The organism is Kamptonema sp. PCC 6506, from assembly GCF_000180455.1.
Lineage (GTDB): Bacteria > Cyanobacteriota > Cyanobacteriia > Cyanobacteriales > Microcoleaceae > Kamptonema > Kamptonema formosum.
The window spans coordinates 1-26,581 of the sequence record NZ_CACA01000141.1; the positions used below are offsets into that span (position 1 = coordinate 1).

At 42.8% G+C, this 26,581-nt stretch carries 24 protein-coding genes; 12 read left to right on the forward strand and 12 right to left on the reverse strand.

The genetic code is table 11. The annotated features are described in order from the left end of the window. Window positions 1-35 precede the first annotated feature (35 nt). Both OSCI_RS08100 and OSCI_RS08105 read left to right on the forward strand, forming a co-directional pair. Window positions 36-482: a hypothetical protein gene (locus OSCI_RS08100; RefSeq protein ID WP_007354424.1), complete on the forward strand. Its 447-nt coding sequence runs from the start codon at window positions 36-38 to the stop codon at window positions 480-482. Window positions 483-509: 27 nt separating this feature from the next. Beyond that, window positions 510-860: a hypothetical protein gene (locus OSCI_RS08105; RefSeq protein WP_007354425.1), complete on the forward strand. Its 351-nt coding sequence runs from the start codon at window positions 510-512 to the stop codon at window positions 858-860. Window positions 861-910: 50 nt separating this feature from the next. On the opposite strand, the gene OSCI_RS08110 is transcribed toward OSCI_RS08105, so the two are convergent. Then, window positions 911-2,131, reverse strand: a complete 1,221-nt coding sequence (locus tag OSCI_RS08110) for a class I SAM-dependent methyltransferase (RefSeq protein ID WP_007354426.1) — start codon at window positions 2,129-2,131, stop codon at window positions 911-913. A gap of 484 nt (window positions 2,132-2,615) precedes the next feature. Beyond that, entirely contained in the window at window positions 2,616-3,305 is a 690-nt protein-coding gene (locus OSCI_RS08115; RefSeq protein ID WP_007354427.1) for a hypothetical protein, read from the reverse strand. Window positions 3,306-4,322: 1,017 nt separating this feature from the next. Between OSCI_RS08115 and OSCI_RS31355 the strand changes: the two genes are divergently transcribed. Both OSCI_RS31355 and OSCI_RS31360 read left to right on the forward strand, forming a co-directional pair. Then, window positions 4,323-4,679, forward strand: coding sequence for a hypothetical protein (locus OSCI_RS31355; RefSeq protein ID WP_007354428.1), 357 nt, complete (start codon window positions 4,323-4,325; stop codon window positions 4,677-4,679). A 138-nt stretch (window positions 4,680-4,817) separates the two neighbouring features. Then, entirely contained in the window at window positions 4,818-5,603 is a 786-nt protein-coding gene (locus OSCI_RS31360) for a transposase (RefSeq protein WP_234708723.1), read from the forward strand. A gap of 171 nt (window positions 5,604-5,774) precedes the next feature. On the opposite strand, the gene OSCI_RS08130 is transcribed toward OSCI_RS31360, so the two are convergent. The 3 genes from OSCI_RS08130 to OSCI_RS08140 all read right to left on the reverse strand — a co-directional run bounded on the left by OSCI_RS08130 (window position 5,775) and on the right by OSCI_RS08140 (window position 8,770). After that, entirely contained in the window at window positions 5,775-6,458 is a 684-nt protein-coding gene (locus OSCI_RS08130) for an SH3 domain-containing protein (protein WP_007354431.1), read from the reverse strand. Between the two features lie 352 nt (window positions 6,459-6,810). Further along, entirely contained in the window at window positions 6,811-7,815 is a 1,005-nt protein-coding gene (gene pheS, locus OSCI_RS08135) for a phenylalanine--tRNA ligase subunit alpha (RefSeq protein ID WP_007354432.1), read from the reverse strand. A gap of 226 nt (window positions 7,816-8,041) precedes the next feature. After that, window positions 8,042-8,770 carry a glycerophosphodiester phosphodiesterase gene (locus OSCI_RS08140; protein ID WP_007354433.1) on the reverse strand — a complete coding sequence of 243 codons (729 nt, stop codon included), beginning with the start codon at window positions 8,768-8,770 and terminating at the stop codon, window positions 8,042-8,044. Between the two features lie 364 nt (window positions 8,771-9,134). Here OSCI_RS08140 and OSCI_RS08145 point away from each other — a divergent pair, with 364 nt between their 5' ends. The 3 genes from OSCI_RS08145 (at window position 9,135) to OSCI_RS08150 (ending at window position 11,405) form a co-directional block, all read left to right on the forward strand. Beyond that, entirely contained in the window at window positions 9,135-10,223 is a 1,089-nt protein-coding gene (locus OSCI_RS08145; protein ID WP_007354434.1) for a CAP domain-containing protein, read from the forward strand. Between the two features lie 67 nt (window positions 10,224-10,290). Beyond that, window positions 10,291-10,422 carry a hypothetical protein gene (locus tag OSCI_RS31900; RefSeq protein WP_267879558.1) on the forward strand — a complete coding sequence of 44 codons (132 nt, stop codon included), beginning with the start codon at window positions 10,291-10,293 and terminating at the stop codon, window positions 10,420-10,422. 29 nt (window positions 10,423-10,451) lie between these two features. Continuing rightward, the gene (locus OSCI_RS08150) at window positions 10,452-11,405 is read left to right on the forward strand and encodes an alpha-E domain-containing protein (RefSeq protein ID WP_007354435.1); all 954 of its coding nucleotides are present in this window, start codon (window positions 10,452-10,454) and stop codon (window positions 11,403-11,405) included. 94 nt (window positions 11,406-11,499) lie between these two features. Here the strand turns inward: OSCI_RS08150 and OSCI_RS08155 are convergent, their stop codons facing one another. Then, window positions 11,500-13,899, reverse strand: coding sequence for an ATP-dependent helicase (locus OSCI_RS08155; RefSeq protein WP_007354436.1), 2,400 nt, complete (start codon window positions 13,897-13,899; stop codon window positions 11,500-11,502). 151 nt (window positions 13,900-14,050) lie between these two features. Here OSCI_RS08155 and OSCI_RS08160 point away from each other — a divergent pair, with 151 nt between their 5' ends. Next, entirely contained in the window at window positions 14,051-15,052 is a 1,002-nt protein-coding gene (locus OSCI_RS08160; RefSeq protein WP_007354437.1) for a DUF4349 domain-containing protein, read from the forward strand. Window positions 15,053-15,168: 116 nt separating this feature from the next. Here the strand turns inward: OSCI_RS08160 and OSCI_RS08165 are convergent, their stop codons facing one another. Continuing rightward, a complete protein-coding gene (locus OSCI_RS08165; RefSeq protein WP_007354438.1) occupies window positions 15,169-15,606 on the reverse strand; it encodes a hypothetical protein in 438 nt (145 codons plus the stop codon). A 78-nt stretch (window positions 15,607-15,684) separates the two neighbouring features. Between OSCI_RS08165 and OSCI_RS08170 the strand changes: the two genes are divergently transcribed. Next, the gene (locus OSCI_RS08170; protein WP_007354439.1) at window positions 15,685-17,502 is read left to right on the forward strand and encodes a glycosyltransferase family 39 protein; all 1,818 of its coding nucleotides are present in this window, start codon (window positions 15,685-15,687) and stop codon (window positions 17,500-17,502) included. A 211-nt stretch (window positions 17,503-17,713) separates the two neighbouring features. Beyond that, window positions 17,714-19,438, forward strand: coding sequence for a protein kinase domain-containing protein (locus tag OSCI_RS08175; protein WP_007354441.1), 1,725 nt, complete (start codon window positions 17,714-17,716; stop codon window positions 19,436-19,438). 240 nt (window positions 19,439-19,678) lie between these two features. Here OSCI_RS08175 and OSCI_RS08180 read toward each other — a convergent pair whose 3' ends face one another. Together OSCI_RS08180 and ubiE are read right to left on the reverse strand one after the other, a co-directional pair. After that, a complete protein-coding gene (locus OSCI_RS08180) occupies window positions 19,679-20,917 on the reverse strand; it encodes a DUF445 domain-containing protein (protein ID WP_007354442.1) in 1,239 nt (412 codons plus the stop codon). 192 nt (window positions 20,918-21,109) lie between these two features. Then, the gene (gene ubiE, locus OSCI_RS08185; protein ID WP_007354443.1) at window positions 21,110-21,811 is read right to left on the reverse strand and encodes a bifunctional demethylmenaquinone methyltransferase/2-methoxy-6-polyprenyl-1,4-benzoquinol methylase UbiE; all 702 of its coding nucleotides are present in this window, start codon (window positions 21,809-21,811) and stop codon (window positions 21,110-21,112) included. A 403-nt stretch (window positions 21,812-22,214) separates the two neighbouring features. On the opposite strand from ubiE, the gene OSCI_RS08190 reads away from it, so the two are divergent. Continuing rightward, the gene (locus OSCI_RS08190) at window positions 22,215-22,613 is read left to right on the forward strand and encodes a hypothetical protein (RefSeq protein ID WP_026103838.1); all 399 of its coding nucleotides are present in this window, start codon (window positions 22,215-22,217) and stop codon (window positions 22,611-22,613) included. 337 nt (window positions 22,614-22,950) lie between these two features. Here OSCI_RS08190 and OSCI_RS08195 read toward each other — a convergent pair whose 3' ends face one another. From OSCI_RS08195 to rbfA, 3 genes are all read right to left on the reverse strand, one after another. Continuing rightward, window positions 22,951-23,175 carry a DUF4327 family protein gene (locus OSCI_RS08195; protein WP_007354445.1) on the reverse strand — a complete coding sequence of 75 codons (225 nt, stop codon included), beginning with the start codon at window positions 23,173-23,175 and terminating at the stop codon, window positions 22,951-22,953. 461 nt (window positions 23,176-23,636) lie between these two features. Then, complete coding sequence (locus OSCI_RS08200; protein ID WP_007354446.1) at window positions 23,637-25,343, reverse strand: glycoside hydrolase family 3 protein; 1,707 nt, start codon at window positions 25,341-25,343, stop codon at window positions 23,637-23,639. A gap of 97 nt (window positions 25,344-25,440) precedes the next feature. Then, window positions 25,441-25,863, reverse strand: coding sequence for a 30S ribosome-binding factor RbfA (gene rbfA / locus OSCI_RS08205; protein WP_007354447.1), 423 nt, complete (start codon window positions 25,861-25,863; stop codon window positions 25,441-25,443). 447 nt (window positions 25,864-26,310) lie between these two features. Here rbfA and sipA point away from each other — a divergent pair, with 447 nt between their 5' ends. Further along, window positions 26,311-26,577 carry a regulatory protein SipA gene (sipA, locus tag OSCI_RS08210; RefSeq protein WP_007354448.1) on the forward strand — a complete coding sequence of 89 codons (267 nt, stop codon included), beginning with the start codon at window positions 26,311-26,313 and terminating at the stop codon, window positions 26,575-26,577. The last annotated feature ends 4 nt before the right edge of the window (window positions 26,578-26,581 follow it).

The window sequence follows — 26,581 nt, forward strand, 5'->3', positions numbered from 1 at the left end:
CTATATAATTTATTGAACGTGACAGAGAGAAACCTATGACTATAGAGCGTTGGGATGATGAGAGGCTAGACCGTTTGGCAAGCTTGATAGAAAACGCGGCTCGTATGTCAGAGAACGCTGTTCGTGTGTCAGAGAATGCTGCTCGTGTGGCAGAAAGTAACTCTCGTGCGATCGAGAGCCACGAACAAATTTTAGAACGTCAGGAGCAAATTTTAGAACGTCATGAGCAAAGTTTAGAACGTCACGATCGCCTCATAGAAAGTAATAGTCGTGTCATTCAAGCTCTAGCTAATGTAGCAGCAGAGGGAAGAGAAGAACGGCAGCAGTTATTTCAATCAATGGCCCAACAGCAGGAAAGGATGGATCGACACCAGGAAATAATTGCTCAACAACAGGCAGAAATTCGCGGAATGCAAGCTGAGAATCGCCGCATTCTCGATATTCTTCTCAACGATCGCGATCGCGGGGATAATTCTATATAATTTATTGAAAGTGAAACAGAGAAACCGATGAGTACAGAGCGTTGGGATGATGAGAGGCTAGACCGTTTGGCCACCAAGATAGACAGTTTGGCAAGTACGGCAGAAATTCACTCTCGTGCGATCGAGAGCCACGAACAAATTTTAGAACGTCACGATCGCCTCATAGAAAGTAATAGTCGTGTCATTCAAGCTCTAGCTAATGTAGCAACAGAAGCAAGAGAAGAACGACAGCAGTTATTCCAATCAATGGCCCAACAGCAAGAAATTATTGCTCAACAACAGACAGAAATTCGCGGAATGCAAGCTGAGAATCGCCGCATTCTCGATATTCTTCTCAACGATCGCGATCGCGATCGCGGGGATAATCCTAGTAATTAAGCTGACGATCGGGTAATATAACTAAAATAGTATATTATAACTTAAAATCACTACTCCGGCACAATCAAACCCTTAAGTTTACATCCCCTTTCCTCCTCACTCAAACCCTTAGACTGCACTAAAACCCCAAAACCCCCCAACCCCATCGGATCGATCAATTGATGTAACGCCTCTCGCCGCCGCAAAAATGCTGCTAAATCTAACACCTGTGCATCATTTGAAGAAAGAGCCGCAATGCGATCCCCCAAACCCAAAGCCATTAAAAACAATCCCTGCTGAGTCAATCCCACTAACTCCAATCCGCACAATTCTCCCTGTTTTTCCAAGGCCGTAAAATCAACATGAGCTGTTAAATCTTGCTTCCCTACATATATATAAGGATTATTGTGATGTTGATGATGGTAATAGCATTGTAGCGTCCCTTCTCGCCGATTTTGATTATAATAGCGGTGAGCTGGATAGCCGTAATCAATGGTTAATAAATATCCTCGTTGCAATTTTTCAGCAACAGTAGTAATCCAATCCAAAGCTGCCAAATTAACCTCGGTGCGATAGCCATCAGTGTATCCACTTGCAGATAAATTTATTCCTACTAAATTAAAATATTCGCTAATTTTAGGTGTAGAAACTTCACCGATAACTTCAGCAAACTTTCTGGCTGTTTTTCCATCTTCTTGCACCTGACTTTCAGCAGTAACATAAACTTCCTTAATTTGACCTTTGTCAATAATGATTTGATGGAGAGGTAACGCATCCACTAATTCATTAGAAAAGAAGCAACCAGCAATCGAATTAGGAGGTATTTCATCCCAATTGCACCACCTGACAGATTTTATAGTGGTTAATCGTTGCTGCTGTTCTGCTTTGAGTACCGCTGATTTCTCAATTATCACATATTCTAATATTTGGGAAAAATCTAGATACTGTAGTTGCAAATATGCTAAAATATCAGCAGCTAAAATCCCTTGCCCCGCCCCCATTTCTACAATAATAAAAGAGTTGGGTTTGCCTAAAATATCCCACATTTGGACAAATTGCTCTGCCAATACTTCGCCAAAGTCAGCACCCAAGTGAGGGGAGGTAAAAAAATCGCCATGTTTGCCGATATTGACTTCATTAGTAGTGTAGTAACCGTGCTGCGGATGATATAGTGCTAAATCCATATATTCAGCAAAGGTAATTTGCTGCTGCGAACTTGTGGCAATTCGCTGAAAAATCAGGTCGCACAGTTCCAGGTTAGAGTCGTTAATATCTAATTGCTGAACAGTCATAAGTCTCAAAATTAAAGTAGATGCGATCGCATTATAGCAGCCTGAATCGGGTGAAAAAAATTTACTATGGGTAATGGTAATGGGTAATGGGTAATGGGTAATGGGTAATGGGTAATTGGTAATGGGTAATTGGTAATGGGTAATTGGTAATGGGTAATGGGTAATTAGGAATTAGGAATTGGTAATTGGGAATTTAAAGAAGTACCTACGCAATTGAAAACTGGTCGATCTCATGGCGAAAAGCAGCAGTTTGGTACTGCTGCCGATCGAGGAGAATTAAAGTAAATATCACAATTCACAGGTCAAAACCGGAAGTTAAAAACTCAAAAATAGGATCGGAGAATTGAAATTTGAGCAAGTGAATAGAAATACCAAGCGGATATTAATTGTAGGTGTGAGATTTAGATTATGAGCTGGCTGAAGAATTGGTAGTGGTAGAGAATTATCCCCAGCAAAACTTAATCTAAAACCCATAACCTAAAATCTAAAAATGTAACTGCGGCCCGGCCCAGGCATTGCTAACTTGACTGCGGAAAACTTGAGGTCGATCGTGGTTGGCGGCAACAGTCCTACCCCCCAAATCGACTGCCCAAACTGGCCAAGAGCGATCGCCCAGATTGCCAGCACGGAAAAGCACTTCATCAGGATAAGATTCGCTCCAACCCAAGAGTACGGCATGAGTGTACAAACTGCCCGCAGGGGCAATTGTATGGGTGCGATTCTGGTTACTGTCCCAGACTACCGCGTAGTCCGACATATCCGACGCGCTAAAGATGGCCTCAAATTCCCGTGCTAAAATGCGATCGCCAGTTTTGTTCCAAGAAACAGGAATCAAAATCGCCATCGCCCCCGGCAGATCGGACTCTTCAGGAGCGGAAAACCGATGATCTGCCAACGGTGAAGAAGGCATCACCGTTTGTAATTCCCCCGTCCGCAGGTTTTCTACAAACATGGCAGTGCTAGCGCGACAGCGGTAGAACTCTCGCTGCACTTGCATTTGAATCCGGCTGTATGCTGCGTACTCACCATTGGTAGAAATCAGTGAGGGGCTGCGGTAGTAGCGTACACCAGAGCCCACAGTTGAGCTAATTTCAGCGTGGGTAGCCACAATCCATTCCCAAGGGATGGGATGGGGGCTATTTAAAGGGTCGATCTGCACCGTTGGTTCAATCATGGTAGGTTCACCGAGAAAATGTTTGTTAACACTTGGAGCCGATGCTAAACGTGGGGGGGTAGGCGCTCGTAGATGTTGTATCGGCAAAAGCGTAAGAGTAACAGGGTGGCAATTTTGACCGCAACTACCTAAAGTAGTAAGTCGAAATCGACCTAGTTAAAGGCTCAACTGTTCTAAGCAGGGGAGTTCTGCGAAAATTGAGCTATTCAGTTGTGAGACAGCACATTTAACTGTGAGGCTCCCTAGCGTTCAATTCATTATCCTTATGTATATAGCAGATTGAAATCATAGGTGGACGGAATCTCCAGTAATCTCATCAGAGTAGTCTCAGGATTAGTTCAAGTACGCGATCGCAACGACCAAGGCGAAATCGCTTTACCTAGCTTGCGTCTAACTTGTTGAGGCGGCTCGCAGCAACTTGAAAACCTTGTGCTTAAAAGGTTTTAAGCTGAGAACTCTCAAAAAGAATTCGGCTGGCGTGGGTCACTGTGCCTCCGGCATCGCCACTTTTTCGGGTAAAAAGCAGGTGGAATGAGGAGTGGGGGCGATCGCAAGCAATTGGAGAGACACAATAATCTACAAAAAAGACGCTGACAGTTACGTATAGCAGCAGACAGGAGGCAGGATGTAGGAGGCAGGAGGCAGGAGGCAGGAGGAAAATGCAATATAGGACTTACGCAGGTCGTCCCAGAAACCGGGTTTTTGAGAAAATCTGTCGGTCATAACAAAGTATTTTCGTCAAAAAACCCGGTTTCTTTGGTTGGGTGCGTAAGTCCTATTAGTTTGAGTTCGGCTTTCAAGCTTGCCTTTAAAAATCGTATTTAGGCAATGATGAAGTGTATTAATGTCAATACTTCGGACAGTTTTTAAATAGGGAAGCGATACCTACGGCAAGCTTAACTAACGCAACCCAGCACAGAAGCCAAGAAAGTGAGTGGAATCTGAGCCCAAATAAAAGAGAAAAAAGGCACTCTTTTAGGTTAAGCTAAAAAAACACCAGCTTAACAGACTGCATACATGAATATTATTGAATCAATCTTACAACAAATGCCAGGGATTAGTCAACCCCAAAAAAAGTTTTTAGTAACTTTATTTTCAACTATTTTACTCATCTATGGCAAGGTCAACTTCACGAATCTTAGCCGTTATAGTTCTTTAAGTGAAAAAACCTATCGTAGTCACTTTCTCAAACCCTTTAACTTCCCACAATTTAATCAATATTTTCTCCAACAGGCCTTGAATCCTGAGCAGACAATTATTGCCGTCATGGATTGTTCTTTCTTAAGAAAAAGTGGTAAAAAAACTGAGGGTAAAGCTTATTTTTATAATGGTATTGCAGGCACAGGGCTGAACAGGGATTGGAAATTTCGGTGATTTCTATTTTCCAAGTTGAGACGCATTTGTCCTATAGTTTAAGTGTGCAACAAACTCCCTCACGTCCTCAAATAGAAACACCGAACCCCCCAGAAAAGTTACCCAGAAAAGCCGCCAAAAAAACAGCGAAAAAAACAGGTGCCATTCAGCTCAAATCCTGATATAACAAGAGTTGACGACTATGCTAAACATTTAAAAAACACTCGTTCTTTCTTCCCAAATTCTGTTCGTTATTTGGTGGCTGATGGCTATTATTACCGCTCTAAATTCTGGGAGACTGTGCGGGAGTTAAATTTAGATTTTATTGGCAAATTAAGAGTTGATGCTAACCTCCGTTATCTTTATACAGGTGAACAAAAGAAACGGGGCGCACCTCGTAAATATGATGGTAAATTTGACGGCCAAGATTTGAGTCGCCTGAATTTTGTTAAAGAAATAAAACCGGGCGTTTCACTCTCTACGTTAGTTGTGTGGAGTTGTTGTTTAAATTGCCCAGTTTGTTTAGTTTGTATTTCTGAGGTTCAAGCCAACGGTAAAATCAAAAATGCCTTATTATTTAGTACTGATATTAATCTCTCTCCCGAACAAATTATTGAATATTATCAGGCTCGTTTTCAGATAGAATTTGTGTTTCGTGATGCCAAACAATTTACGGGCTTATCGGATTGTCAATCTCCTCATCTCCAACGGCTTGATTTTCATTTTAATGCCAGTTTAACTTCTCTTAACTTAGCCAAATATCAGGCTTATAATTGTCACTTATCAAGTGAGGCATTTGTCTTTTCGATGGCTTCTTATAAACGTCTACAACTCAATCGGCATCTGCTTTCCACCTTTATTGATAAGTTAGATTTAGACCCAAATTTGATTTTAAATCACCCTAACTTTCCTTCACTCCTGTCCTATGGTACTTTGGCTGCTTAAAAACTGTCCGAAGTATTGGTACAAGCTCAAGTTGAACTAGAAGTTAAGCAGTTACAAATTCAATCAACTTACTAGAAATCCCTAACTAGAGGAAAACGAATTACTACATAAAATTGAATTTATCGAGTAGGCGATCGCCCTTTCACAGAAAAAAGCGATCGCACAGCCACTTTAACGGCACATAATCAGACTTTGGGCAGATACAAACCCGGCAAACGGGGATGTAATCTCTACCCAATTGCGGTTTTGCCCGCTTTTATCCAAAACTAGCTTGTAGTCTGGGGCCAGAGTCACCTTACCGTTAGCAGGTACTCCCCCTCTGTAACCCGACGCAGCAGAAGCATCTGCGCGGACAGCTAAACCGCGCGGCGCGACGCGGGGTTCCACTTGGCGACAAAGACTAGCGTTAGGAGTTCCATTACCAGCAGGGGGATTTTGAGGAGGATTGTTCGCTATCCCCGAACATATTCCCAGATTGCTCTCCCGGTTAGCATAGCCGTTAGAAATATACCCCCTGACTGGAGATGAAATTTCTACCCAGAGGCGACCATCCGATGCCTGAAGCACGTTTGCCGCTTCCACGAGGGTGATTTGACTATTTACGGGTGCGCTTCCTACTTGGCGCGATGTGAGCGAGGGTTTCTCGCGGATGACTAAACCCTGGGATGCAGTAACTCTGCGACAGAGACTTACTGTAGCTTGGGCTATTTCAGAGGTACTTGACTGTGGATTTTGACTGAGATTTGATGTTGCGGTTGCGCCTTGGGCGATCGCAGATATCTGCAAAGTGCCGATCGCGATCGCGAACAAGCTTAGGACTCCTGCGGATTGATTCCAGTGACTCATCTTTTTCATACGTTCAACTCCTCATCTAAATCAAAACAATAGTTTGAATTTGATGATGTAGTTATAGCAAAAAACGGTTTTGACTAGATGTATGGTCGAAGAAGAAGGAAGAAGGAAGAAGTAAGAAGGAAGAAGTAAGAAGCAATCAAAGCAAGGGTTTCAGCATTTAAACATTCTAACCGTCTTGGCGGTTTCTATAATACTGAGATTTCCAGAATTGAGCAAATTTGAGATCGAAGCCACTGTACCCTTGGGGAATTTTGCTTGTAACACTTACGCATTACTAAAGTAACGCCACCATCTCACCGCCATGATCGAGTGCGTGGAAAGCAGCGTTACAAACAGTTTTCTGTAAATCAGATTAAAATTGCCGCAGAAAGCGTAAATCGCTGGTATAAACGCGGCGGATATCATCAATTTTATGCAGAACTTGAGCAAAGCGTTCTACACCAAAACCAGCGGCAAATCCCGTATATTTTTCTGGGTCATAACCAACTGCTTTGAGAACATTAGGATCGACTACACCACAGCCCAAAACTTCTAGCCAACGCCCTTGCCATTGCAAATCAACTTCTGCTGAAGGTTCAGTAAAAGGGAAATAGCTGGCACGGAAGCGAATCGGTAAATCTTGCCCGAACATTTGCCGTAAAAATTCTTTAATTGTGCCTTTTAGATCGGTAAATGTTAGCCCTTCATCGACAGCTAAAAGTTCAATTTGATGGAAGACAGCCGCATGAGTAGCATCGACTGTATCCCGGCGGTAAACACGACCCGGTGCAACAATTCGGATCGGCGGTTCGTGGTTTTCCATGTAGCGAATTTGGACGCTAGATGTATGAGTCCGCAGCAATTTTGCATCGGGTAAATAGAAGGTATCTTGCATATCCCGTGCGGGATGATCGGGCGGCGTATTCAGAGCCTCGAAGTTGTAGTAATCTGATTCTATTTCTGGGCCAGTGGCGACGGTGTAGCCAAGACCAACGAAGATATCTAAAGCTCGGTCAATAACGCCGTTTAAGGGGTGAATTCGACCTTGGGGACGGTAAACCCCTGGCATGGTAACATCTATGGTTTCTGCTTCAAGTTTGGCTTGGATTTGAGCCGATTGCAGGGTGATGCGTTTGTTGTCTAATTCTGTTGCGATCGCTTCTTTGATCACGTTGGCGATCGCGCCTATTTTTGGCCGCTGATCCGCAGCCAATTTGCCCATGCTGCCTAAAATTTGCGACAGTTGGCCTTTCTTGCCGAAGTACCCGATCCGCAACTGTTCGAGTTGTTCTAGGGTATTGGAAGTTGCGATCGCATTTTCGGCTTCTTGGCGGAGGGTTTCTAGTTGGGCTTCTAGGTCATTTAGCTGAGTAGTCATCTGGCGAATTGTCTGTTAAATTTTGCAGCCATGATGATTTTAGCGCAATTTGTCCCTGACTTAGGAATAGGAAGTTAATAGTATTAAATTTGTGGCAGTCGATATCTAGCAACCTTCTCAGCGTTTAGAACGTTATTAATTGCGGAAAACCAGTTTTATTATAACTTTTCTTTTCCTTTCTCCGTATATAGGCAGAATTTTGGTTGATATTTTTGCCAAAGGTAAGTCATAATTTTATTTCGTTTCCTATCAAAGAATTAGTTACTATTCGCATCACACCGATATCCACTAATTTTACCACATCTTCCCGGCTGTCTACCGTCCAAGCCACAACATCTACTCCCCGATTTCGGCTATTTTCAACCAGTGAGGGGTGATCTAGTAAAACGCGATATTGACTGCTGATTAAACGATCCTCAGCGGCTAAAGCTTTCGCCAACTGAGCTTTATAATCTGATTCATTCGCGACAATGCGACCAATTAGCAAATCTTGGGAAACTTCGCGGACTTGTTCAAGAAATTGAGCGTTAAAAGATGTAATTACGCTTTTATTATTCACCCCTTCAACCAGCAAGGTATTAACAAAGTTCTTTACTTCTGAACTTGACCATTCGCAATCAGGCTTGACATCAAAATATAGAAATTTTTCAACATTTTTGAGGATAGTTAAAGCTGATTTCAATGTGGGAATTTTTTCTCCAGAAAACCGCCGATCGAACCACGCACCAGCATCCAGCGAGTTCAATTCTTCTAAGGTTTTATCTCGGACTTTGCCCGAAGTTCGAGTAATTCTATCCAGTGTGGTATCGTGAAAAATAACTGGCACGCCTTCTGCGGACAATTGGACATCGAATTCGATAGAATTAGCACCATATTTGATAGCGAGATCGAAAGCGGCTAAGGTATTTTCAGGGGCGATCGCAGAAAAACCCCGATGAGCAATAATTTCTATCATGGATTTAAGGGATTTTACGGATTGAAAGAATTTCGGAAGTGGCATAATTAGTAAGATACGCCATCAGCCCAAACTCTGATTTGATTAATACTACAACTTCATCTGAGTCACCATACAAGTTAATTTAAGTGTGACAGTTGCCGAAGTCCTGTCAAACAGACAATGTAAATAATTGTAACAAAAAATCGTTATTTGCATAAAACTAGCAAATTGCTCACAATAGAGAAATAGAGGTTTCCAAAAGCCTTCACTACTGGGGCTAGCCTGAGTCTGGGTGCATCTAAACTATCGGGGGTTCTGCAAAGGTGCGATCGCTCCTACCTCAACCAAATCCAGTAAAATCTACATTTGGAAGCAAATAACAATGGCACTACAATCTAACATTGAAAACGGCATATCTCGCTTGCTCGGCGATAACACTTCGGAAGATATTATCTTGTCTGCTGGAGAACTAACAAATTTTCCTGGTGGTGCGTTTGTTCTGGGCGGAAATGATACAGTTCAAGGTGCTGCTGATAGTGAACTGATCGGAGGCAATAACGGTGAAGATAGCCTTTTAGGTGGGTCAGGAAGTGATACTTTAATGGGTGGAAAAGATAGCGATTTTGTAGATGGAGAAAGTGGCAACGATCTAGTTCGAGGAGATTTAGATGCAGATATTGTCAGAGGTGGAGAAGGTAACGACAGTTTATATGGTGGTAGAGGTAACGATCTGCTTTTTGGGGATGCTGGGGATGATTTTCTCTCAGGCGATCGCGATACTGATACACTAACTGGTGGTGCAGGAAAAGATACTTTTGCACTAGCAACTGGTGGAGGGATCGATATTATCAATGACTTTGAAAATGGTGTAGATTTAATCCGGCTACCTGACGGTGTAAATAGTGTTAGCCTGCAAACTAGCGGCGCTAATACTCTGATTGCTGATAGCATCACAGGCGAGATTTTTGCTCAACTAAATAATGTGTTAGCTTCTAGTCTTACCAGTGCTAGTTTTTTGGGTGGAAGTCCAATTCCAGATAATGGAAATACTACACCTGAAAACCAAGAATTTATCAATCGGGTTGTAGAACTTACTAATTTAGAACGCAGTAAAGCGGGATTGCCCCCACTGAAAGCAAATATTCAGTTGAGTAATGCGGCGGAGAATCATACCAAAAATATGGCAAATCAAGACTTTTTTAGCCACACTGGAAAAGATGGTTCTTCTCCAACTAATCGGGTGCAATCTGTAGGTTATCCCGGAGTCGCTGGGGAAAACATTGCCGCTGGTTCTTCGACACCAGAGGATGTCTTTGCACAGTGGATGAATAGCTCAGGGCATCGCGCTAATATTCTGAATGCTGATTATCAGGAAATTGGCGTGGGTTATTACTTTTTAGCCAATGATACTGGGAGTGTTAATTATAACACCTATTGGACGCAGGTTTTTGGTATTCCTACTGGCATTTAAGAGTTTCGGTTAATCAATGGGAAGAGTGAGGTATTCCCATTTGCCATCGGACTTACCAATAATCGTAATGCTGCCGTCCCTGCGGTTAAAATACTATGGGGATGGCGGCCGTACTGTCAACCTAAGTTCTGCTTGCCCAAACTATGCGATCGCTCTTTTGGTTATTAATGATGCTACACTCGTTGAATGGTTAGAGTAACTTGCTAATTACCATTTCTAAAATCTCTTATGTTAAGTCGCGTCGCTGATTCCATCTATTGGCTCAACCGCTATGTCGAACGAGCCGAAAACATCGCCCGCTTTGCCGATGTCAATTTCAACTTAATTCTTGACTCTCCCACAGGCGTTACCCAACAGTGGGAACCATTAGTAAAAATAACGGGCGATTTGGAATTATTTCAAGAACGTTACGGCGAAGCAACCGCAGAAAATGTGATTCAATTCCTCAGTTTCGATACTGACTATCCTAACTCAATTATCTCTTGCTTGCGAGCCGCCCGCGAAAATGCTCGCTCTATCCAAGAAATTATTTCTTCGGAAATGTGGCAGCAAGTTAATGAGTTTTATATGATGGTGCAACAAGCAGCTAATGAACAAACTATGTCTCAACTGCTAGAGTTTTTTGCAGAAGTAAAAATGGCAGGACATTTGTTTGCTGGGGTGATGGATGCGACGATGACGCATAATGAAGGGTGGCATTTTGGTCAAATGGGACGTTTTTTAGAACGAGCAGATAAGACTTCTCGCATCCTTGATGTTAAGTATTTTATTCTGTTGCCTTCTGTTCAATATGTAGGCACTGCACTTGATGAAATTCAGTGGATGGCACTGTTAAAATCTGCTAGTGCTTATGAGATGTATCGGAAACGCAAGCAACATCGAATTACACCCACAGGAGTTGCGGAGTTTCTGATAATGGATCGAGAGTTTCCCCGTTCAATTCACTTTTGTTTGTTGCAAGCTGAGCGGTCTCTTCACGAAATCACTGGGACTCCTTCTAATACTTGGAAAAATCCTGTAGAACGTGCTTTAGGTCGTTCCCGTGCCGAATTAGATTATCTGACGATTGACGAAATCATTAAGATGGGTTTGCATGAATTTATGGATGATTTACAGCAGCAAATTAATGATGTTGGTCATAAAATTTTTGAGAATTTCTTTGCTTTGGAAGCAATTAGTTAGTGGTTAATAGTTGATTTAGGATTAATATCCGTAACGCCGCCCTCTGGGCGGTAAAAATACCGCCTAGAGGGCGGCGTTACTTAACTTATAATTCCTAATTAGGAAATCTCTCCTTCAAAGCTAACACCACAGGACTTGCCTTTTGCTCCTGCAAATTCTCTAAATTATTCCAAGTAAAAGGAGCCTTTTTTTCCGCCGCCATCCATAGTAAACGCTTCGCTCGCGTCATCGCCACATACAACAACCGAAACTCTTCTGACATCTTCAAATATCCCGCTAACTCCCAAGCAGTAGCGATATCTGGTAAAGGAAACTGCTGATGTAAACTAGCACGAATTTGAGCTCGCGCTACTTCCGCTAATGTAAAATCTCCTAAAAACCGAGATTGGGGAAATACCCGCAAACCTCCCGGAATAGTAGTTTCCTGCAAAAATGGTAGGAAAACATAATCCCAATCTAAACCCTTAGCTTTGTGCATAGTAATAATAGTAACTTGGCGCTTTCGTACATAAGGATGTTCTCTATCTTGCTCTGTTTCTAGAGGTATTTCTACAGGTTCAAACCGCTCAGAACCAACAATTTCAATCAGTGCATCTAAAATCGCACTCATAGAATTATTACCAGCAGTTTGTTTGAAAATTCTTTCTCCCAATTTGTCAGCAGTCGCTAACTCTGCCTGGTTATATTGCAGCGATAAAGCTAGAAAAGAAATCAACTGATAAATTGGTAATTCTAACTTAGCATGAAGCAAACTACAACAGAAATACCGACATTTACGAACCCGATCGGACTGCGGCGGATCGAGCGGGCCGGGGTAAAGAAACTGCTCTGATTGTATAGCGAGAGCATTATAATCTTGCTTAGGGATAAGTTCGCGATCGCTCAAGACTTTTAAAGCAGCTTTGAGATAATCGGGGGAATGGGGACGATCGATAAATTGGAGCAATGCTAAAATTTCAGAGGGAACTTGGGAATAGCGTTCTCTTTCAGATACATCCTCAACTCTAATTCCATACTTACTCAGATCGAACTTCATGTTGTATTTGAGAGGATTTTCCAATACCTCTCTAACAAATCGACCCTGTTTATTTTCCCTTACTAATATTGCAGCCGAACTCTTATTTTCCAAGTCTGCAAACACCTTTAAAACCCTGTCAGCAATTAGCCTTATAGAGTCATAAATATCAATAGGTTGACATATTTCTAAACCCCCACCTTCGGGAGCTGGATTAGCGTTAGCTTGGGGATCGTTATTACCTACAGCCAGAATACTTTGATTGCGGAAAGGTTTTTCTTGTCCAGTTAATTTAGAACTGTTCACCCACTCTACAACAAAATTAGCAGCATCAATAATAATCTTCGTACTGCGGCCAGCTTGGTTCATTGTCGCTAAATTACCTTCAACTTGGCAAGCTTCGCAGAATTGACGAAAATAAATCGGATCGGCAGGAGTAAAAGTAGAATTAATTGCTTGATTGGGATCTCCAACTCGGATAAAATTAGGAGGTAGATGAGGATGAGCAGCATCAGTAGCTAATATTTCTAATAACTTAGTTTGCAAAGGCGTAGAATCTTGAGCTTCATCTTCAAAAACTGCGAATACTTGCTTTTGCTCCATCGCTAAAGCGGCGGGATTTTCTAGCACCCGGATTGCTGCTAAAATCATTTCATCGTAATCGATTAAATTCTGCGATCGCAACAAGGCTTGATACTTCTTATACAACCCAGCCGATACCGCTAAAACCTGATAATTGTCATCAGCAAAATTACTACCTATCTCCTCTAAATTTTCAGGTGACAAACCAGAAGATTTTGCCTCGTGAACCACCGTATTAGCTAATTGTGGCAAAATTTCAGTCCGCAAAACCGACTGGCGACGCATTCTTTCCGTTTCCTCGCCATCAAATTGATTACCTTCGAGTAAAATTTGATAGCGTCGCGGATTTTCTGCTATCCATTGTTCTACACAAATCCGAATCAATCGATGACTTTTGTTCGGAGTTATCAAAGTAGAATTTTCCAAATCTAAACCAGATAAATCAGGGTGACGGAGAGCAATATTTAGAGCCAAACCGTGCAGGGTATTCACGGTAAAAGCACCTTCTGATAAAGATAATGCTTGTAAGTTCTTGCGGATTTTAGCTTTAATACTTGCTGCTGCGGAACGGGTAAAAGTGACAACTATTAACTGACGGCGACTGTGAAGTTGAAAGTTTGCGATCGCCAAAGCTGCCGCCGCCGCCATCCCAGTAGACTTACCCGCACCCGGAACCGCCGAAACCGCCAGTCTGCCGCCTTGCCATACACCCATTCGATCTTGTCCCGGCCGGAGAGTCTTGAGAAGTTGATGGCAAGCTTCCTGGCGCGAAATTGGTGCGATCGCGAAGTCAAGCACCGCAGTTTTCTTTGCTGTACCTGAGTCTGACTGCGGCGATGCCATATCAAGCATTTCAACAGTTGAGTCTGTAAAATTAGCATCAAAATCATCTGTCATAGCAATTACAAATTAGAGCTGTCAGCAGGAAGTTGCATAGTCTAGGCCGTTTCAATTTTTGTATCAGCTAAGCTAACACTATCTACTTGAGATTAAGTTAAATCAAGTACAAAACTCAATCCCCTAAAGTTTTTTATAGGAAAAAGCATCAATGAAAACTCACTCCTCAGTAAAATTTCTGCCACAATTCCCTAAGCAAAACCAGACTCAAGCCAATAAGCGCACCAGACAAACGATCGCGATCGTCGCCTTAATTGCGTCATCTGCGGTGGGAATGGCTAGTTGTGGTAGCAGCAGCCAAATGAATCGAGCAAGGCAAAATGAAGCAAATATGCCAACAGCAGGGGCTCCAATGGCATCGCCAGCAGCACCACAGGCAGCAATGGATGCAGCTTCACCTTCGGAGACACAAGCAACAGCAGAAAAACCCAAATCACGTCCCCAACTAATTAAAAAAGCAGAAATAACTCTTGTTGTCAAATCCATTGATGAGAGTACGCGAACAGTTTCTAATCTTGTCCAAAAACAGCAAGGCGACATCTTAGGTTTTCAAAACCAAAAACCACCAGATAGCAGTATTCGGCATACTGCCTCAATGCAAATCAGGGTTCCTGAAGAAAAGTTAGAAACCACATTAAACGCTCTCGCCAAACTAGGAAATGTACAGAACCGTTCTCTTACAGCCGAGGATGTTACCGATCGATTAGTTGATAGTGAAGCCAGACTGCGAAATCTGCGTAAATCAGAAGAAATGGTCTTAAAAATTATGGACAGATCCGGCTCTATTAGCGACGTACTCAAAGCTTCTCAAGAATTGAGTAATATCCGGGAGTCAATTGAACGCATTGACGCTCAGTTAAAAAGCTTACGAAATCAAGTAGCTTACTCCACTATTAATCTTAATTTAGAAGCAGCAGTTTCTGCCACACAAACCCCCGAACCTTCTCTAGGTTTGCGCGTACAAGAATCATGGGGAAAGGCGACTCATTCTGTGAGTGAATTTACTCTGAGTTTGTTTGCTTTAAGTCTTTGGTTATTAGCCTATAGCCCTTATTTGCTGCTAATTACTGCTGCGGCTTACGGCTTGAATCGATTTCGGAAACAGCAGACTATCCCTCCTGTTAAAGATCGAAATCCGCCCGCTTCTAATTAAATCAATACTTACGCATAGAGTCCTAGAAACCGGGTTTTTGAGAGAATCTGTAGGTAAAAACGAAGTATTTTTGTCAAAAAACCCGGTTTCTTTGGTTGGGTGCGTAAATCCTGTTATTATTTAGCGCGACTGCGTAGATGTACCACCAGCAAACCAATCATGGACATAACGCAGAAATTTTTCCACAAAAATAACCACCAAGGATGCCACCAAGCTCCTGTTTGCACTTCCATAATATCTGACAACCCGAATAAGAAAAAAGTAAAAGTTGCAATTAGGCGGTGAATCCGCATTTTTCCAGTTTCTTTAGCTGCTGATATTGAAAATCCTATAGCAAATAATCCCCAAATCGCCGCTTCTATATAATTACCATATTCGTAAATAGCCTGTAACAATTTTACCTGAGCCTGCGCCGCTTCTGGCGAACTGGGATCGGAGATAGCATTCCACCCCCAAACGCCAAAACCAGCCAATATAATCGACAAAATCGACAGCCTCACTCGTGCAGCCGATGAAACACTGAAAAAGTGTTTTCGTTTGCTTAGTTTCGCCATAAAATTTGTATTTATTTATATCTAATGGTAGATGTGTAGTGTAAATTTAGCAACTATGCTCCGATATAAATTTACAGAATGAAAAATCTGTCACATTATTTAGCTTTGTTGGGGATAATCGTTCTCGGAACGGCGCTGCGGTTTTGGCATTTGGACTTGAAACCTCTGTGGATGGATGAAGTCATTACTACTTTGTTTAGTTTGGGGAAAAACTACAATGACATTCCCTTAGATTTAGTATTCCCCCTCAATTATTTGGAGTCAATCTTTACCCTCAAACCGGGAGTAACTTGTTCTCAAATTGCCTATACAGTTGCCACTCAGTCTACCCATCCACCACTATTTTTTTGCTTAATGTACCAGTGGCTAAATTTTTTTCATTTTGAGTCATTGCATTCGCTTACATGGAAACTACGAGCTTTACCAGCATTAGCAGGAGTTGTCACAATTGCAGCTATTTATTACCTCAATCGCGTTGGATTTTCTCCCGCCGCAGGTCTTGCCGGAGCAGCGATTATGGCCGTTTCTCCTTTTGCCATTTACCTTTCGCAAGAAGCCCGCCACTATACTTTACCAATGCTACTAATTACTTTGGCACTTCTGGGATTTATCCAAATACAGCAACATTTATCTCGTCAAGAACAACCCAGTTATTTTCTTTGGTTTTTCTGGATAGTAATTAACAGTATTGGTTTCTATGTTCACTACTTTTCAATCATTGCTTTTTGCGCTCAAGTGATAATTTTAATAAGTAATAAGGAAGAAGTAAAAAATAATTCAAGACCAGGAATAAATAGCGCCGAAAAAACAATAGAATTGAATCCAGTAGATAGGAATACGAAGCCAGAAAACAAACCGCCTATATCCCTCCTCTCCACTTCTTCCTATCCTACCTTTTCTTTGTCTCCTAGTCTTCCTCTCTTACTATTACCTTTTGCTTTTTTGATACCTGGAATAATGACACTAATTGGCTATTCTAGGCAAGGTGAAACTGACTGGCTAAAACTTGTTAATCCGATTGCTCCGCTCTACCAAACTCTGGCTGGATGGGCGGTTTTTTACATTTCCTTACCTGTAGAAAAGCAACCTCTCTGGGTTCAAGTCCCAGCCGCTATTTTAATGATTATATTCGTAGGCTGGTTGGGGTGGAACCTCTGGTTAAATGTTAAACAAATTGGCTCTTGTTGTCAAACAAAGATGGCGACAAAGATGCTAGTAGATTTTATTGTTGTTGTATTAATATTTTTTATTGTTATCGTCTATATCTTTGACAAAGATATTACTCTAGCTCCCCGCTACAATTACGTTTATTTCCCAGCATTATGCGCTCTTTTAGGAGCAACCTGTATTCGCGATCGCAAAATCAAACTTGAAGAGCGTAAATTTACTTACTCATTTTTTATTATTTTATTAGTTGGCATTCTGAGTTCAGTATTTGTCACCTCAAATTTTGCCTTTCAAAAACCTTACCACCCTCATAAAGCTGTAAAAGATATGAGCATAAATTCAGCTATTCCCCTTTTGGTGGCAGTAGGATATAATAATTTTCAGGACGTGGCTTTAGGACTGAGCTTTGCCCTAGAACTCCGCAAAGTCTCTCCCCCTAGTACGCCTGATGTCTACCTCGCTTTTTTGCAGCGAAATAGTCTTGATATTGCACCTCCTATTAGCGGGTATCAAAGTGTATGGCAAAGTCTCTCTAGGTTGCAAAACTTGCCAGCAGGACAGCTCAATTTGTGGGTTGTTGGTGCTGGATTAGGGCGACAAGACTATCCGCTTCATTTGTCACTTTCTGGCAAGTCGTCTGAAAGTTATGGAGTGGAAAGGATCTGTAATATTGACCTTAATCATTACCACACTGTGGGTGTATCCTATCAACTCTACCGCTGTTATTGATCGAAAATAATTGATATTTACTTCTTTCTTTTCCCTTCTTCCTTCTTCTTTCTGCTATAATTTAGCAAGTTTAAAGGTTTGACAGCTTAGCCATCGATTAAAATAGATATAAATAACATCTATATGGGCAACCTAATAGATAGAGCTCAGCCGCACTCCCCACTAGGCGAATGCGCTCAAATTATTGCCATCTACCGTGAGGCGAAAAGCCATGAACACCCTCCCACCCACAGCCAAACCCCGCTCCCGCTATCAGGCAATTAGAGAACTAGGTCGCCATCCAGAAGCAGGTCGAATTACCTATCTTGCCAAGGATAATTTAACCCAAAATCCAGTCACTATCAAGCAATTTATCTTTGGAAAACTAGGTTCCGAATGGGCTGGATTCAAAGCATACCAAAACGAAATTGAAACCATTCAAAAACTCTCTCATCCCGGTATACCCTGCTGTCTTAATTCCTTTGAAATTCCCAATGGTTTAGCTTTGGTATGGGAATATAAAGAAGCAAAATCATTAGGGGAAACACGCATTTGGAACCCGGAAGAAATCAAGCAGCTAACGATTGATCTATTGGAAATCCTCATCTATCTGCAAACTCAGACTCCCCCAGTAATTCATGGAAACATCAAGCCAGAAAATATCTTAATAGACGAGGATTTCAAAGTTTATTTAGTTGACTTTAGTTTGCCAAATATTCATGGTAAACAAGCTGTTATCGATAATAGTACCGCCGGAACAGTGGGTTTCATGCCCCACGAACAACTCCGCAATAACGAACTCACAGAAGCCACAGACCTCTATAGTATAGGAGCAACCCTAGCTTGCTTATTGTCTCAGAAACCATCCAGCCAAATTAAAACCTTATTTGATACCCAAGGTCGGATTAATTTTCAAAATTTAGTTTCCAAACAGATTAGCTTCCCTTTTATTCAATGGTTAGAAAAAATGATGGAAGCTTATGCTGTCCAACGCTATCCCAGTGCTACCGCTGCCCTAGAAGCCCTTAATAAAATTGAGATCGAACGTTTACCAGAAGTTAGAATTAGTCACGAGCGACTGGAATTTAAACCAATAAAATATGGTGAAATTATCGCTCAAAGTATTACAGTTAGCAACTCGATTCCTGACACTATCTTAAAAGGGGGTTGGGAAGTTGCTTATCATCCGAAAGAACCCAATCGCCGCAGTGGTTACAAGCCTTGGATTACTTTTGAACCCAAACAATTTGAAGGCAACCGCGTTAAATGCGAAGTTATAGTTGATACCAGTCAATTGCTGGCAGATAAAACTTATGAACGCCAGATTGTATTGAATGCCATCGCCTCATCACCAACTCACTCTATAAATATTAAGGTTAAAACTCCTAAACTCGCTCCCAATTTATTGCCTAAGCCGTCTTTAGCTGTGTTATTTATCGTGGCTTTAGCTGTGGGATTCCTAGAAAGTTTGATAGTAGGACAGCAGCCGCAAAATTTAATAGGACTTATGGCTTGGATAGGTATAACTTTAGGAACTGGAACTGGGTTTATAGGTGGATTAGCAGGAGCATTTGGCTCTATCCCTATACTGGGGAGTACGGTGAGTACTACAGTAGTTTATCAATATCGATTTGGCTATAAATCTTCTCTTGGGTTCGTACTTGGCTTTGTAATTGGAGCGGCGACAGGGTATATTATCAGGCATAAGTTGGGGAGGTCGCTATCAGGAAATTTATCTGGTTTTCGGACAGGAATATATTCAACAGGTGGACTGATTTCCTGTTTAATTGCAGCTTTCGGCTTTACTATGGGAATTGCAATCCAAGCTGGCTTTGTGAATTTATTTGCCGTGATTGCATTAGCATTAACAGGGCTGCCATTAGCCTATTTGATTTTTACTCAATATCAAATCCTTGCTAACTATCGTCAGGCGGTCAAACATCTAATTAAGCCATGATTACTGTTAACAATTCAGGAATTAGGCGAAAATATCCCTAACGCCGCCATCTTGGAGGTGATATATGTCCGGCAAATTACTTACGATGCTGTCATTGTTCGCTGTGCTCCGCAATCGCCTAGTCTCTGCGATTGCGGAGCACAGCGAACAATGACAAGTATTTAATCTTCCCCTTCTTTCCCTTCTTTCCCTAGCCCCTAGCCCCTAATCGCTGAAAGCGGTTGCTATATTTTCCATAATTTACCGTTGAATTAACAGTGCCAAACTCTGTAAAAAACCAATTATTACACCCAAAATTCCCCCTAAATTCACAATTCCTTGTAACTCACTTTTAACAATTCCTTGAATCGCCAGTTCAAGTTCTTCAGGAGAGGTGTTCTTAACTCGGTCAATAATTACCTGATCGATATTTAAAATTGGGATAGCTTGAGCTACAATTTTCTCTAAATCTCGCTCTAGATAGCGCTCTAAAACTAAAGCCAATTCTTTGCTGACTATTTCTAGAGAAGCATTCATCACTGATGAATTTTGTAATCTGTCGAGAATTAAGGCTGACATATTTTCCCAGTCTATAGATTTGCTCAATCCTTGAATTAAATCAACTCCTTTTTCTTGTAGGTAACTGCGAACGCTATCTCGCATCGTTTTTCGCAACTGCCGCACTGTCGCCACTGGTAAATTTTGCATTGACAGATTTTGCAGCCATTCCTGAATTCTGCCTCGCAATCCGAGAGAAACAATTAATTCAGCCAATCTTTGATTTGTTACTTCTTTTTCATCTAAACAAAAAGTCCGTAGCCGAGTTAAAGTATTACGCAAACCGAATAAATTAGCTACTACCCAATAAGTGCCGCTAGTCTTTTCTCGAAAGCCTTCATCAATAATTGAAATGTTGCGGTCAGTGAGGAAATCAATCAATACTTGCCGCAGCACGTCTGGGGGTAATACTGCCTGCAATAACCACTCTGCCAATTGAGCAGATTGAGCTTCAGTTAACTGTAATTCTAGTAAAACTTGGTCAAAAATTTGATTGAGTTGGACTTCTAAAAAATCTTCGCGTTGTGATAAAATATTCAGAATTTTGGGTAGCGATTCTCCTAGTAAATCCCGGAGAATATTCGCCAGAATTTTAGCAGTTTTCAGTTCTGTATCTGCTTTTACTTGATCCATTGCCAGTTGCAGTAACCAGAGAATTCCTACTTGCATTCGCTCAGTTTGTAGCAGGCGACGTGCCAAGTTTTCCAATTCTGTTGGTGTTAGCAATGAACCCATGATCGTGTCAGCAATTCGCTTAGCTAAACGCTCTTGGTTACGGGGAATCAAGCCCGGAGTAAAGGGCATCTGCCGACCGTTAATGTAGATAGGACGATAGGGACGAAATAACATTTTGATGGCTATATCATTAGTGAAATAACCGATAATTCCGCCCACGACAGGAGGAGCGATAAGAAGCCAAAGGTCAGACAAGTTCATCACCATTAAAATTTAAAATAACAAACGCAGATTAAGCAGTTTTCACTTGCATGAGAACAGTTTAAGTGCTAATTGTTAATTGCTAATTGCTAATTGCTAACAGTTAACAAAGTGGTAATTGATAATTAAAAGCAGTACCTATCAATTGCAAACTGCTATAAATAATTTAATGTAAGGTGGGCAATGCCTACTCTACAATTACTTTGTAATTACCAATACTCCCATCATAGCCCCGGCAATGGGGTAGTGTGTGGCGCTAGCAAATCCGGTTTGGCGAGATAAAGCTATTTGCTCTACTCCTGTCGGGAATTTTTCTAAGCTGGAATTGATGTAAGCATATTCTTGGGTCATGCCGAATTGGTTCGCCGCTGGTACTACAAGGGTTTCTAAATACCACTGTTGAAAGCTCCGCATGAGGGGACTGCTAGGGCGGTGGAGGTCGAGGATCGCGGCTTTGGCACCTGGTTTAAGGACGCGGTACAATTCTTGCAAACTCCGGGGGATATCTGTGACGTTGCGGAGGCCATAACCCATTGTGGCGCAGTCGAAGTGGTTGTCGGCAAAAGGTAAATTTAAGGCGTTTCCTTCTACCCAGGTGATGGGGCTCGAAGGGGAAAGGATGGGTGGAGCTCGGCGGCTGGCTTGAGCCAATAATTCGGCTGAAAAATCAAGAGCAAAGACATGACCCGCAGCACCGACCTGCTTTGCTAAAAGTAGAGCTAAGTCACCGCTACCGCAGCACAAGTCTAGGCAAGTATCGCCAGGGTGAGCATCGCTCCAGTTTACGGTCATTTGCTTCCAGATGCGGTGCTGCCCTAAGCTGAGCCAATCGTTTAACTGGTCGTAAACTGGGGCAATGCGGTTAAATATGGCTTGAATTTGTGCTGGGTCGTTTGTCATCTGTTCAATGAATCCCCAGAAGTCTAATTGTGTAATCTCAACAATAATCTAAATGGGCGATCGCGACAATCAACACGACAATCAACGCGATAATCAACGCGATAATCAAAGCGATCGCTTACCTAAATAGAACTAGCGATCGCCCTCACTCAGATTTACACCCGTTTGACCAATTTTTAAAGGAGAACGGCAATCTTAAACGGGAAACGAAACAGAACAATACCTGTTTTGGTAAAATCTACATTGGCTATTATGGGGGTGCTGCTACGGAACGCCTGACGCGATCGCCAGACAGCACCCTGTTCTGATATATTCAGTTGTCAGGTAAAAAGTGGCTTTTCCCTGCCATGCTTTCCTCCCCATCCAAACCGGATCTGTTCTCCAGCGAAAATTAATATTGATAATGAATTCCGATCATCTAACTCAAATGCTGCAAAAAGGATTCCGCGTGACATTGGGCGCAACTTCCTTTGTGATTGAAACTTTGCAAGACTCCCAAAAACGAGATGAGAATCTCAGCAAACTCAAATCAGAAAATTTCAGCCAACTCACCGAGGAGTGGGCCCAACAAGGAGAAATGACGGAAAGGGAAGCCCGCAATTTTGTTGATACTATTTTGGCTCAACAAAACACCCAGGATAGCGCTCAGACTGGAGTCACTTCTGATTCTCCCGTCAGCACTCCTACTGAACCTGCACCCGACTCCGATCCACGGCCAGAAATTCAAGAATTAACTGCACAAGTAGCCGCCCTCAGAGCTGAGTTGGAAAATCTTCGCGCCGATAACCAATCTCAGGGCTAAAGAATGTTTACCCTTGATTGTTTAACAGTCTTAGGGTTGCTCAATAGAACTTATCCGTATTTGACTGCAATCAACCAAGTATTTGCTTCCTGCTATTAAAGCAGGCAGCAGATTCTAGTTAATCGGGGCAACTTCAGGTTGAGCCAACCTTAATTTTTTCTTGTTTTGCTCCACAATTAGCTAAATGCTGCGCTAATCAAGATTAGCACGGCGTGTTTTGGCATCAGGCAACTTCGTGTCTTGTTTCGACTTAGCTGACTGAACGCTGCAAGTCAATGTTAGCGTCTACCACACTCCGCTGAGAGTCTCTGAAGACTATTTAGAGTGGAGTAGAGCTTTAGTCATTATCCCAGTTTTCAGCACCGATCAGGTCGCCAATTCGGTCTCTGAGTAAAAAGTCGCATTTTTCTAATTCGCCCTCTACGCAAGACCATTCACGAGCTGGAATGTATTGGCAGAGTGTATAAATGGGCTGTTGACGGCTGACGACACCCTCGTGCACCAGTTGACGTGCTTCATCTTGGATGACATCTAAGGAGTATTGGATTGTAGTGTGAATCATAAGCCCTCGTGGGGTTGCCTAAGAAATTTACCGCACTTGTAATACTATAGTGCATATCGAGTGGAGTGAACACAAATTTTGTCCGTATCGTCTGATACAAATTTCTTATTCTTGTTGCAGAAATCTCATAAAACTATGAGCGGTCACTATTGTGTTTGCTTAATATTTCATAATTAAAAACTGTAAGATTTAATTTTTAATTTTTAATTTTTAATTAATCGGAGGGGAGGTGGCAGGGCGGTTTCATTCTCGGAAAAACCGCGATTTTGTAGGGGTAGTGCCCCCGTGCCTACCCCCCCTCACCAACCATCAAATTAGGGTTTCAGACCTCTGGGCGGGCAGCCAATCGGCACCGCCCCTACCGAGAATGAAACAGCCCTGGGGGGGCGGGGGAGCATCGTAGTCCCTCTTTTCCCCCTTTTCCCTTCTTTCCCTAGCCCCTAGCCCCTAGCCCCTAGCCCCTAACTACCAAACAGTGCTTGAAGAGCGATCTCTTGGGCTACTGGCATTTGCCCGTAAGAAAAAACGTAAGGGATTGAAGGCGGTAACGCTGGCAAAAATTGCTCAAGGATATAGGGGCTACCGTAAATAACGACTGCTTGGAGTTCGCCTGTGTTTAACAAACTTTTAAACAAGTCTCCTGCTGCTTGGGTTAAACCTGCACTACCTCGAAAACAGTTACCGCGAATGAAGACTTGTAGCAATGTAGGCACAAATTCCCCTTCTGGAGAGTGAGGCGGAGTATTCTTAGAAATTATGAATTGCTCTTCCTTGTGTCTTTCGGTGCGATCGTCAATTATTTGCAGTTTGTAACCTCGCTGTTTGGGGACTGCGATCGCAGGAGTATGATGTCCCAAAAACTCACAACCCAAAACATCATCCACAATCACTAAATTGCGTAAATTCTCCCCATTTTTGGGCGCTTCTACCCGCAAAGGCACAGAAACACCAACTTTTAGAGAATCTCGCAAAATATTGGCTGCTACGGTTAAGGAAGAAGGAAGAAGAGAGAGGGGAGATGGGGAGGATGGGGAAGATGGGGAAGATGGGGAAGATGGGGAAGATGGGGAGGATGGGGAGGATGGGGAGGATGGGGAAGATGGGGAGAATTTAGCTACTCGCTCTCCGGTATACTCGATCGACAAGCCGACTTTAGCCTTCGCTTGCCAAATCCGTTGTACAGAATCTTCAATGCGCGATCGCTCAATCCGGCCCTGAGCGACAGCATCACACACTGCTTTAATAGTAGCCTCTGGGTCTTGCGGCATCAACAAAATATCAGCACCCGCTGCGACTGCTAAAATCGCCGCTTCCTCAGAACCGTATTGATTCGCGATCGCACCCATCACCAAAGCATCCGTCACAATCAACCCCTCAAAGCCTAACTCTTGGCGCAACTTACCCGTCAAAATTTTGGGCGATAGAGTTGCAGGCCATTCTGCATCCCAAACCGAAATAATTAGGTGAGCACTCATCACCGCATCCACCCCAGCAGCAATAGCCTCAATAAAAGGAGGCAATTCAACCTCAGCCAATCTCGTAGCAGAATGAGGTAGCGTCGGCAATTCTAAATGAGAATCAACCGCCGTATCCCCATGACCAGGAAAATGCTTAGCTGTAGTTAAAACTGGATATTTCTGGGCCCCATGAATAAAAGCAGTTGCCAGACGGCTTACCAAATCAGGAGTTTCAGCAAAAGCGCGGACATTAATCACTGGATTATCAGGATTATTATTCACATCCACCACCGGCGCTAGTACCCAATTCAAACCGATCGCGATCGCTTCAGTTGCCGTAATCGCTCCCATTTCTTCAGCATAGCGCTCAGCCTGATTGCCATCTTTCTGAGCAACAGCGCCAATCGCCATCGGCGGCGGGAACCAAGTAGCACCTGCAAACCTTTGGCCCACACCTTCTTCAATATCAGCCGCCAACAGCAGAGGGATTTTTGCCCAAGATTGGAGTAATTGCGATCGCACAGCCAACTCCGCCGCACTTCCCCCCACCAAAATCACCCCACCAACACCGAGGTTTTCCAGCCAATAGCGAAGTTTACTAGCCGGCGGCTCCCACTCAGGATATCGAATTTGGTGGTCAAAAAGGTAGCCAGAGGCTCGTACCACCACCATTTGAGCTACGAGTTCTGCTAAAGATAGATTTTCAATCATGGACAGCAAAAAAATAGGAATAGCTAATGGCTATTTAGGCAATAACCCACTAACCATTAGCCTTTACCAATTATCACGCTTGCCCGCAAACAAAAAACTAATCGATTTCCTCTGCGTCAATGTCATCATCGGGCGCAGACTCTTCCTCATCAAGAATGTCAGGTTTCCGCTCTTGCGAGAGCTTATTGAGCAACAACAGCATCTTATCGCCCCGTTCTAGAGAATGGTCTTCTAAAAACACCACCTCTGGCGTGCGCCGCAGACCCACCCGATGACCCAACTCGCTACGCACATAGCCAGTAGCCGATTTCAAGCCGGCCATCGTCTCTGCTTTGGCTTCATCAGTACCGTAGATACTGACAAAGATTTTGGCGTGCTGAAGGTCGCCAGAAACATCCACGTCAGTAACACTGACAATCCCCGCACCTACGCGGTCATCTTTGATACCGTTGAGCAACAGCAAGCTGACTTCACGTTTAATCAGCGAACTCACGCGCTCAACACGACGGCTTGTAGCCACGATCTTTACCCCCTACAGTCTTTATTGCCCGTGTTTTTATCTATACTTTCAGTGTTACATAAAGGGAAGATAGGGACTAGGGAAAGAAGGGGCTAGGGGCTAGGGACTAGGGACTAGGGAAAGAAGGGAAGAGGTCGAAGATATAAGAAAAGTTAGGGTTTTAGCAACTCAGAATGTCCTAATCGTCTTAACCGTTGCTATAAAATAAAATCAATCAGGACTTTGGCACCCAACCAAAGAAACCGGGTTTTTTTACGAAAATACTTCGTTCTACCTTCTACCTCCTGCCTCCTGCCTTCTACCTCCTGCCTTCTGCCTCCTGCGTGACCCACAGATGCTCTCAAAAACCCGGTTTCTGGAGCCATGAGCGTAAGTCCTAATCAATAAAAAAACTGGCTTTGCCAGCTTATCTTAAATCGATACTAGAGATAGAAAACAAATAGAATAATGGAAAAACAATTTACTATTGGCGAGAAAGTCAGAGTTGCAGTCTTACCTCCCTACGTCAAAACTGCTGAACCTATGCCGATGCTACGACCTCCCCACGTAATTCGCCTTGGTGAAGAGGGAACGATCGCAGATCGCCGTCCAGGGAATTATTGGGGAGTTCGCTTTTCTAAGGGAACATTTTTGATGGATAGCCAGTACATTGAGTCCATAGAGGTTTCTGGGCAAAATGTCAAGCCAGATGCTCAGGGTTCCCTCTCTGACTAATGGC

What these genes read in the sequence shown, in the direction of transcription:
- OSCI_RS08200 (WP_007354446.1), bottom strand. Translation starts at nt 25,343, where the DNA reads ATGATTGAAAATCTATCTTTAGCAGAACTCGTAGCTCAAATGGTGGTG.
- OSCI_RS08115 (WP_007354427.1), bottom strand. Translation starts at nt 3,305, where the DNA reads ATGATTGAACCAACGGTGCAGATCGACCCTTTAAATAGCCCCCATCCC.
- sipA (WP_007354448.1), top strand. Translation starts at nt 26,311, where the DNA reads ATGGAAAAACAATTTACTATTGGCGAGAAAGTCAGAGTTGCAGTCTTA.
- OSCI_RS08140 (WP_007354433.1), bottom strand. Translation starts at nt 8,770, where the DNA reads ATGATAGAAATTATTGCTCATCGGGGTTTTTCTGCGATCGCCCCTGAA.
- OSCI_RS08150 (WP_007354435.1), top strand. Translation starts at nt 10,452, where the DNA reads ATGTTAAGTCGCGTCGCTGATTCCATCTATTGGCTCAACCGCTATGTC.
- OSCI_RS08145 (WP_007354434.1), top strand. Translation starts at nt 9,135, where the DNA reads ATGGCACTACAATCTAACATTGAAAACGGCATATCTCGCTTGCTCGGC.
- OSCI_RS08190 (WP_026103838.1), top strand. Translation starts at nt 22,215, where the DNA reads ATGAATTCCGATCATCTAACTCAAATGCTGCAAAAAGGATTCCGCGTG.
- OSCI_RS08180 (WP_007354442.1), bottom strand. Translation starts at nt 20,917, where the DNA reads ATGGTGATGAACTTGTCTGACCTTTGGCTTCTTATCGCTCCTCCTGTC.
- ubiE (WP_007354443.1), bottom strand. Translation starts at nt 21,811, where the DNA reads ATGACAAACGACCCAGCACAAATTCAAGCCATATTTAACCGCATTGCC.
- OSCI_RS08105 (WP_007354425.1), top strand. Translation starts at nt 510, where the DNA reads ATGAGTACAGAGCGTTGGGATGATGAGAGGCTAGACCGTTTGGCCACC.
- OSCI_RS08160 (WP_007354437.1), top strand. Translation starts at nt 14,051, where the DNA reads ATGAAAACTCACTCCTCAGTAAAATTTCTGCCACAATTCCCTAAGCAA.
- OSCI_RS31355 (WP_007354428.1), top strand. Translation starts at nt 4,323, where the DNA reads ATGAATATTATTGAATCAATCTTACAACAAATGCCAGGGATTAGTCAA.
- OSCI_RS08165 (WP_007354438.1), bottom strand. Translation starts at nt 15,606, where the DNA reads ATGGCGAAACTAAGCAAACGAAAACACTTTTTCAGTGTTTCATCGGCT.
- pheS (WP_007354432.1), bottom strand. Translation starts at nt 7,815, where the DNA reads ATGACTACTCAGCTAAATGACCTAGAAGCCCAACTAGAAACCCTCCGC.
- OSCI_RS08170 (WP_007354439.1), top strand. Translation starts at nt 15,685, where the DNA reads ATGAAAAATCTGTCACATTATTTAGCTTTGTTGGGGATAATCGTTCTC.
- OSCI_RS08110 (WP_007354426.1), bottom strand. Translation starts at nt 2,131, where the DNA reads ATGACTGTTCAGCAATTAGATATTAACGACTCTAACCTGGAACTGTGC.
- OSCI_RS31900 (WP_267879558.1), top strand. Translation starts at nt 10,291, where the DNA reads ATGCTGCCGTCCCTGCGGTTAAAATACTATGGGGATGGCGGCCGTACT.
- OSCI_RS08100 (WP_007354424.1), top strand. Translation starts at nt 36, where the DNA reads ATGACTATAGAGCGTTGGGATGATGAGAGGCTAGACCGTTTGGCAAGC.
- OSCI_RS08175 (WP_007354441.1), top strand. Translation starts at nt 17,714, where the DNA reads ATGAACACCCTCCCACCCACAGCCAAACCCCGCTCCCGCTATCAGGCA.
- OSCI_RS08130 (WP_007354431.1), bottom strand. Translation starts at nt 6,458, where the DNA reads ATGAAAAAGATGAGTCACTGGAATCAATCCGCAGGAGTCCTAAGCTTG.
- OSCI_RS08195 (WP_007354445.1), bottom strand. Translation starts at nt 23,175, where the DNA reads ATGATTCACACTACAATCCAATACTCCTTAGATGTCATCCAAGATGAA.
- OSCI_RS08155 (WP_007354436.1), bottom strand. Translation starts at nt 13,899, where the DNA reads ATGACAGATGATTTTGATGCTAATTTTACAGACTCAACTGTTGAAATG.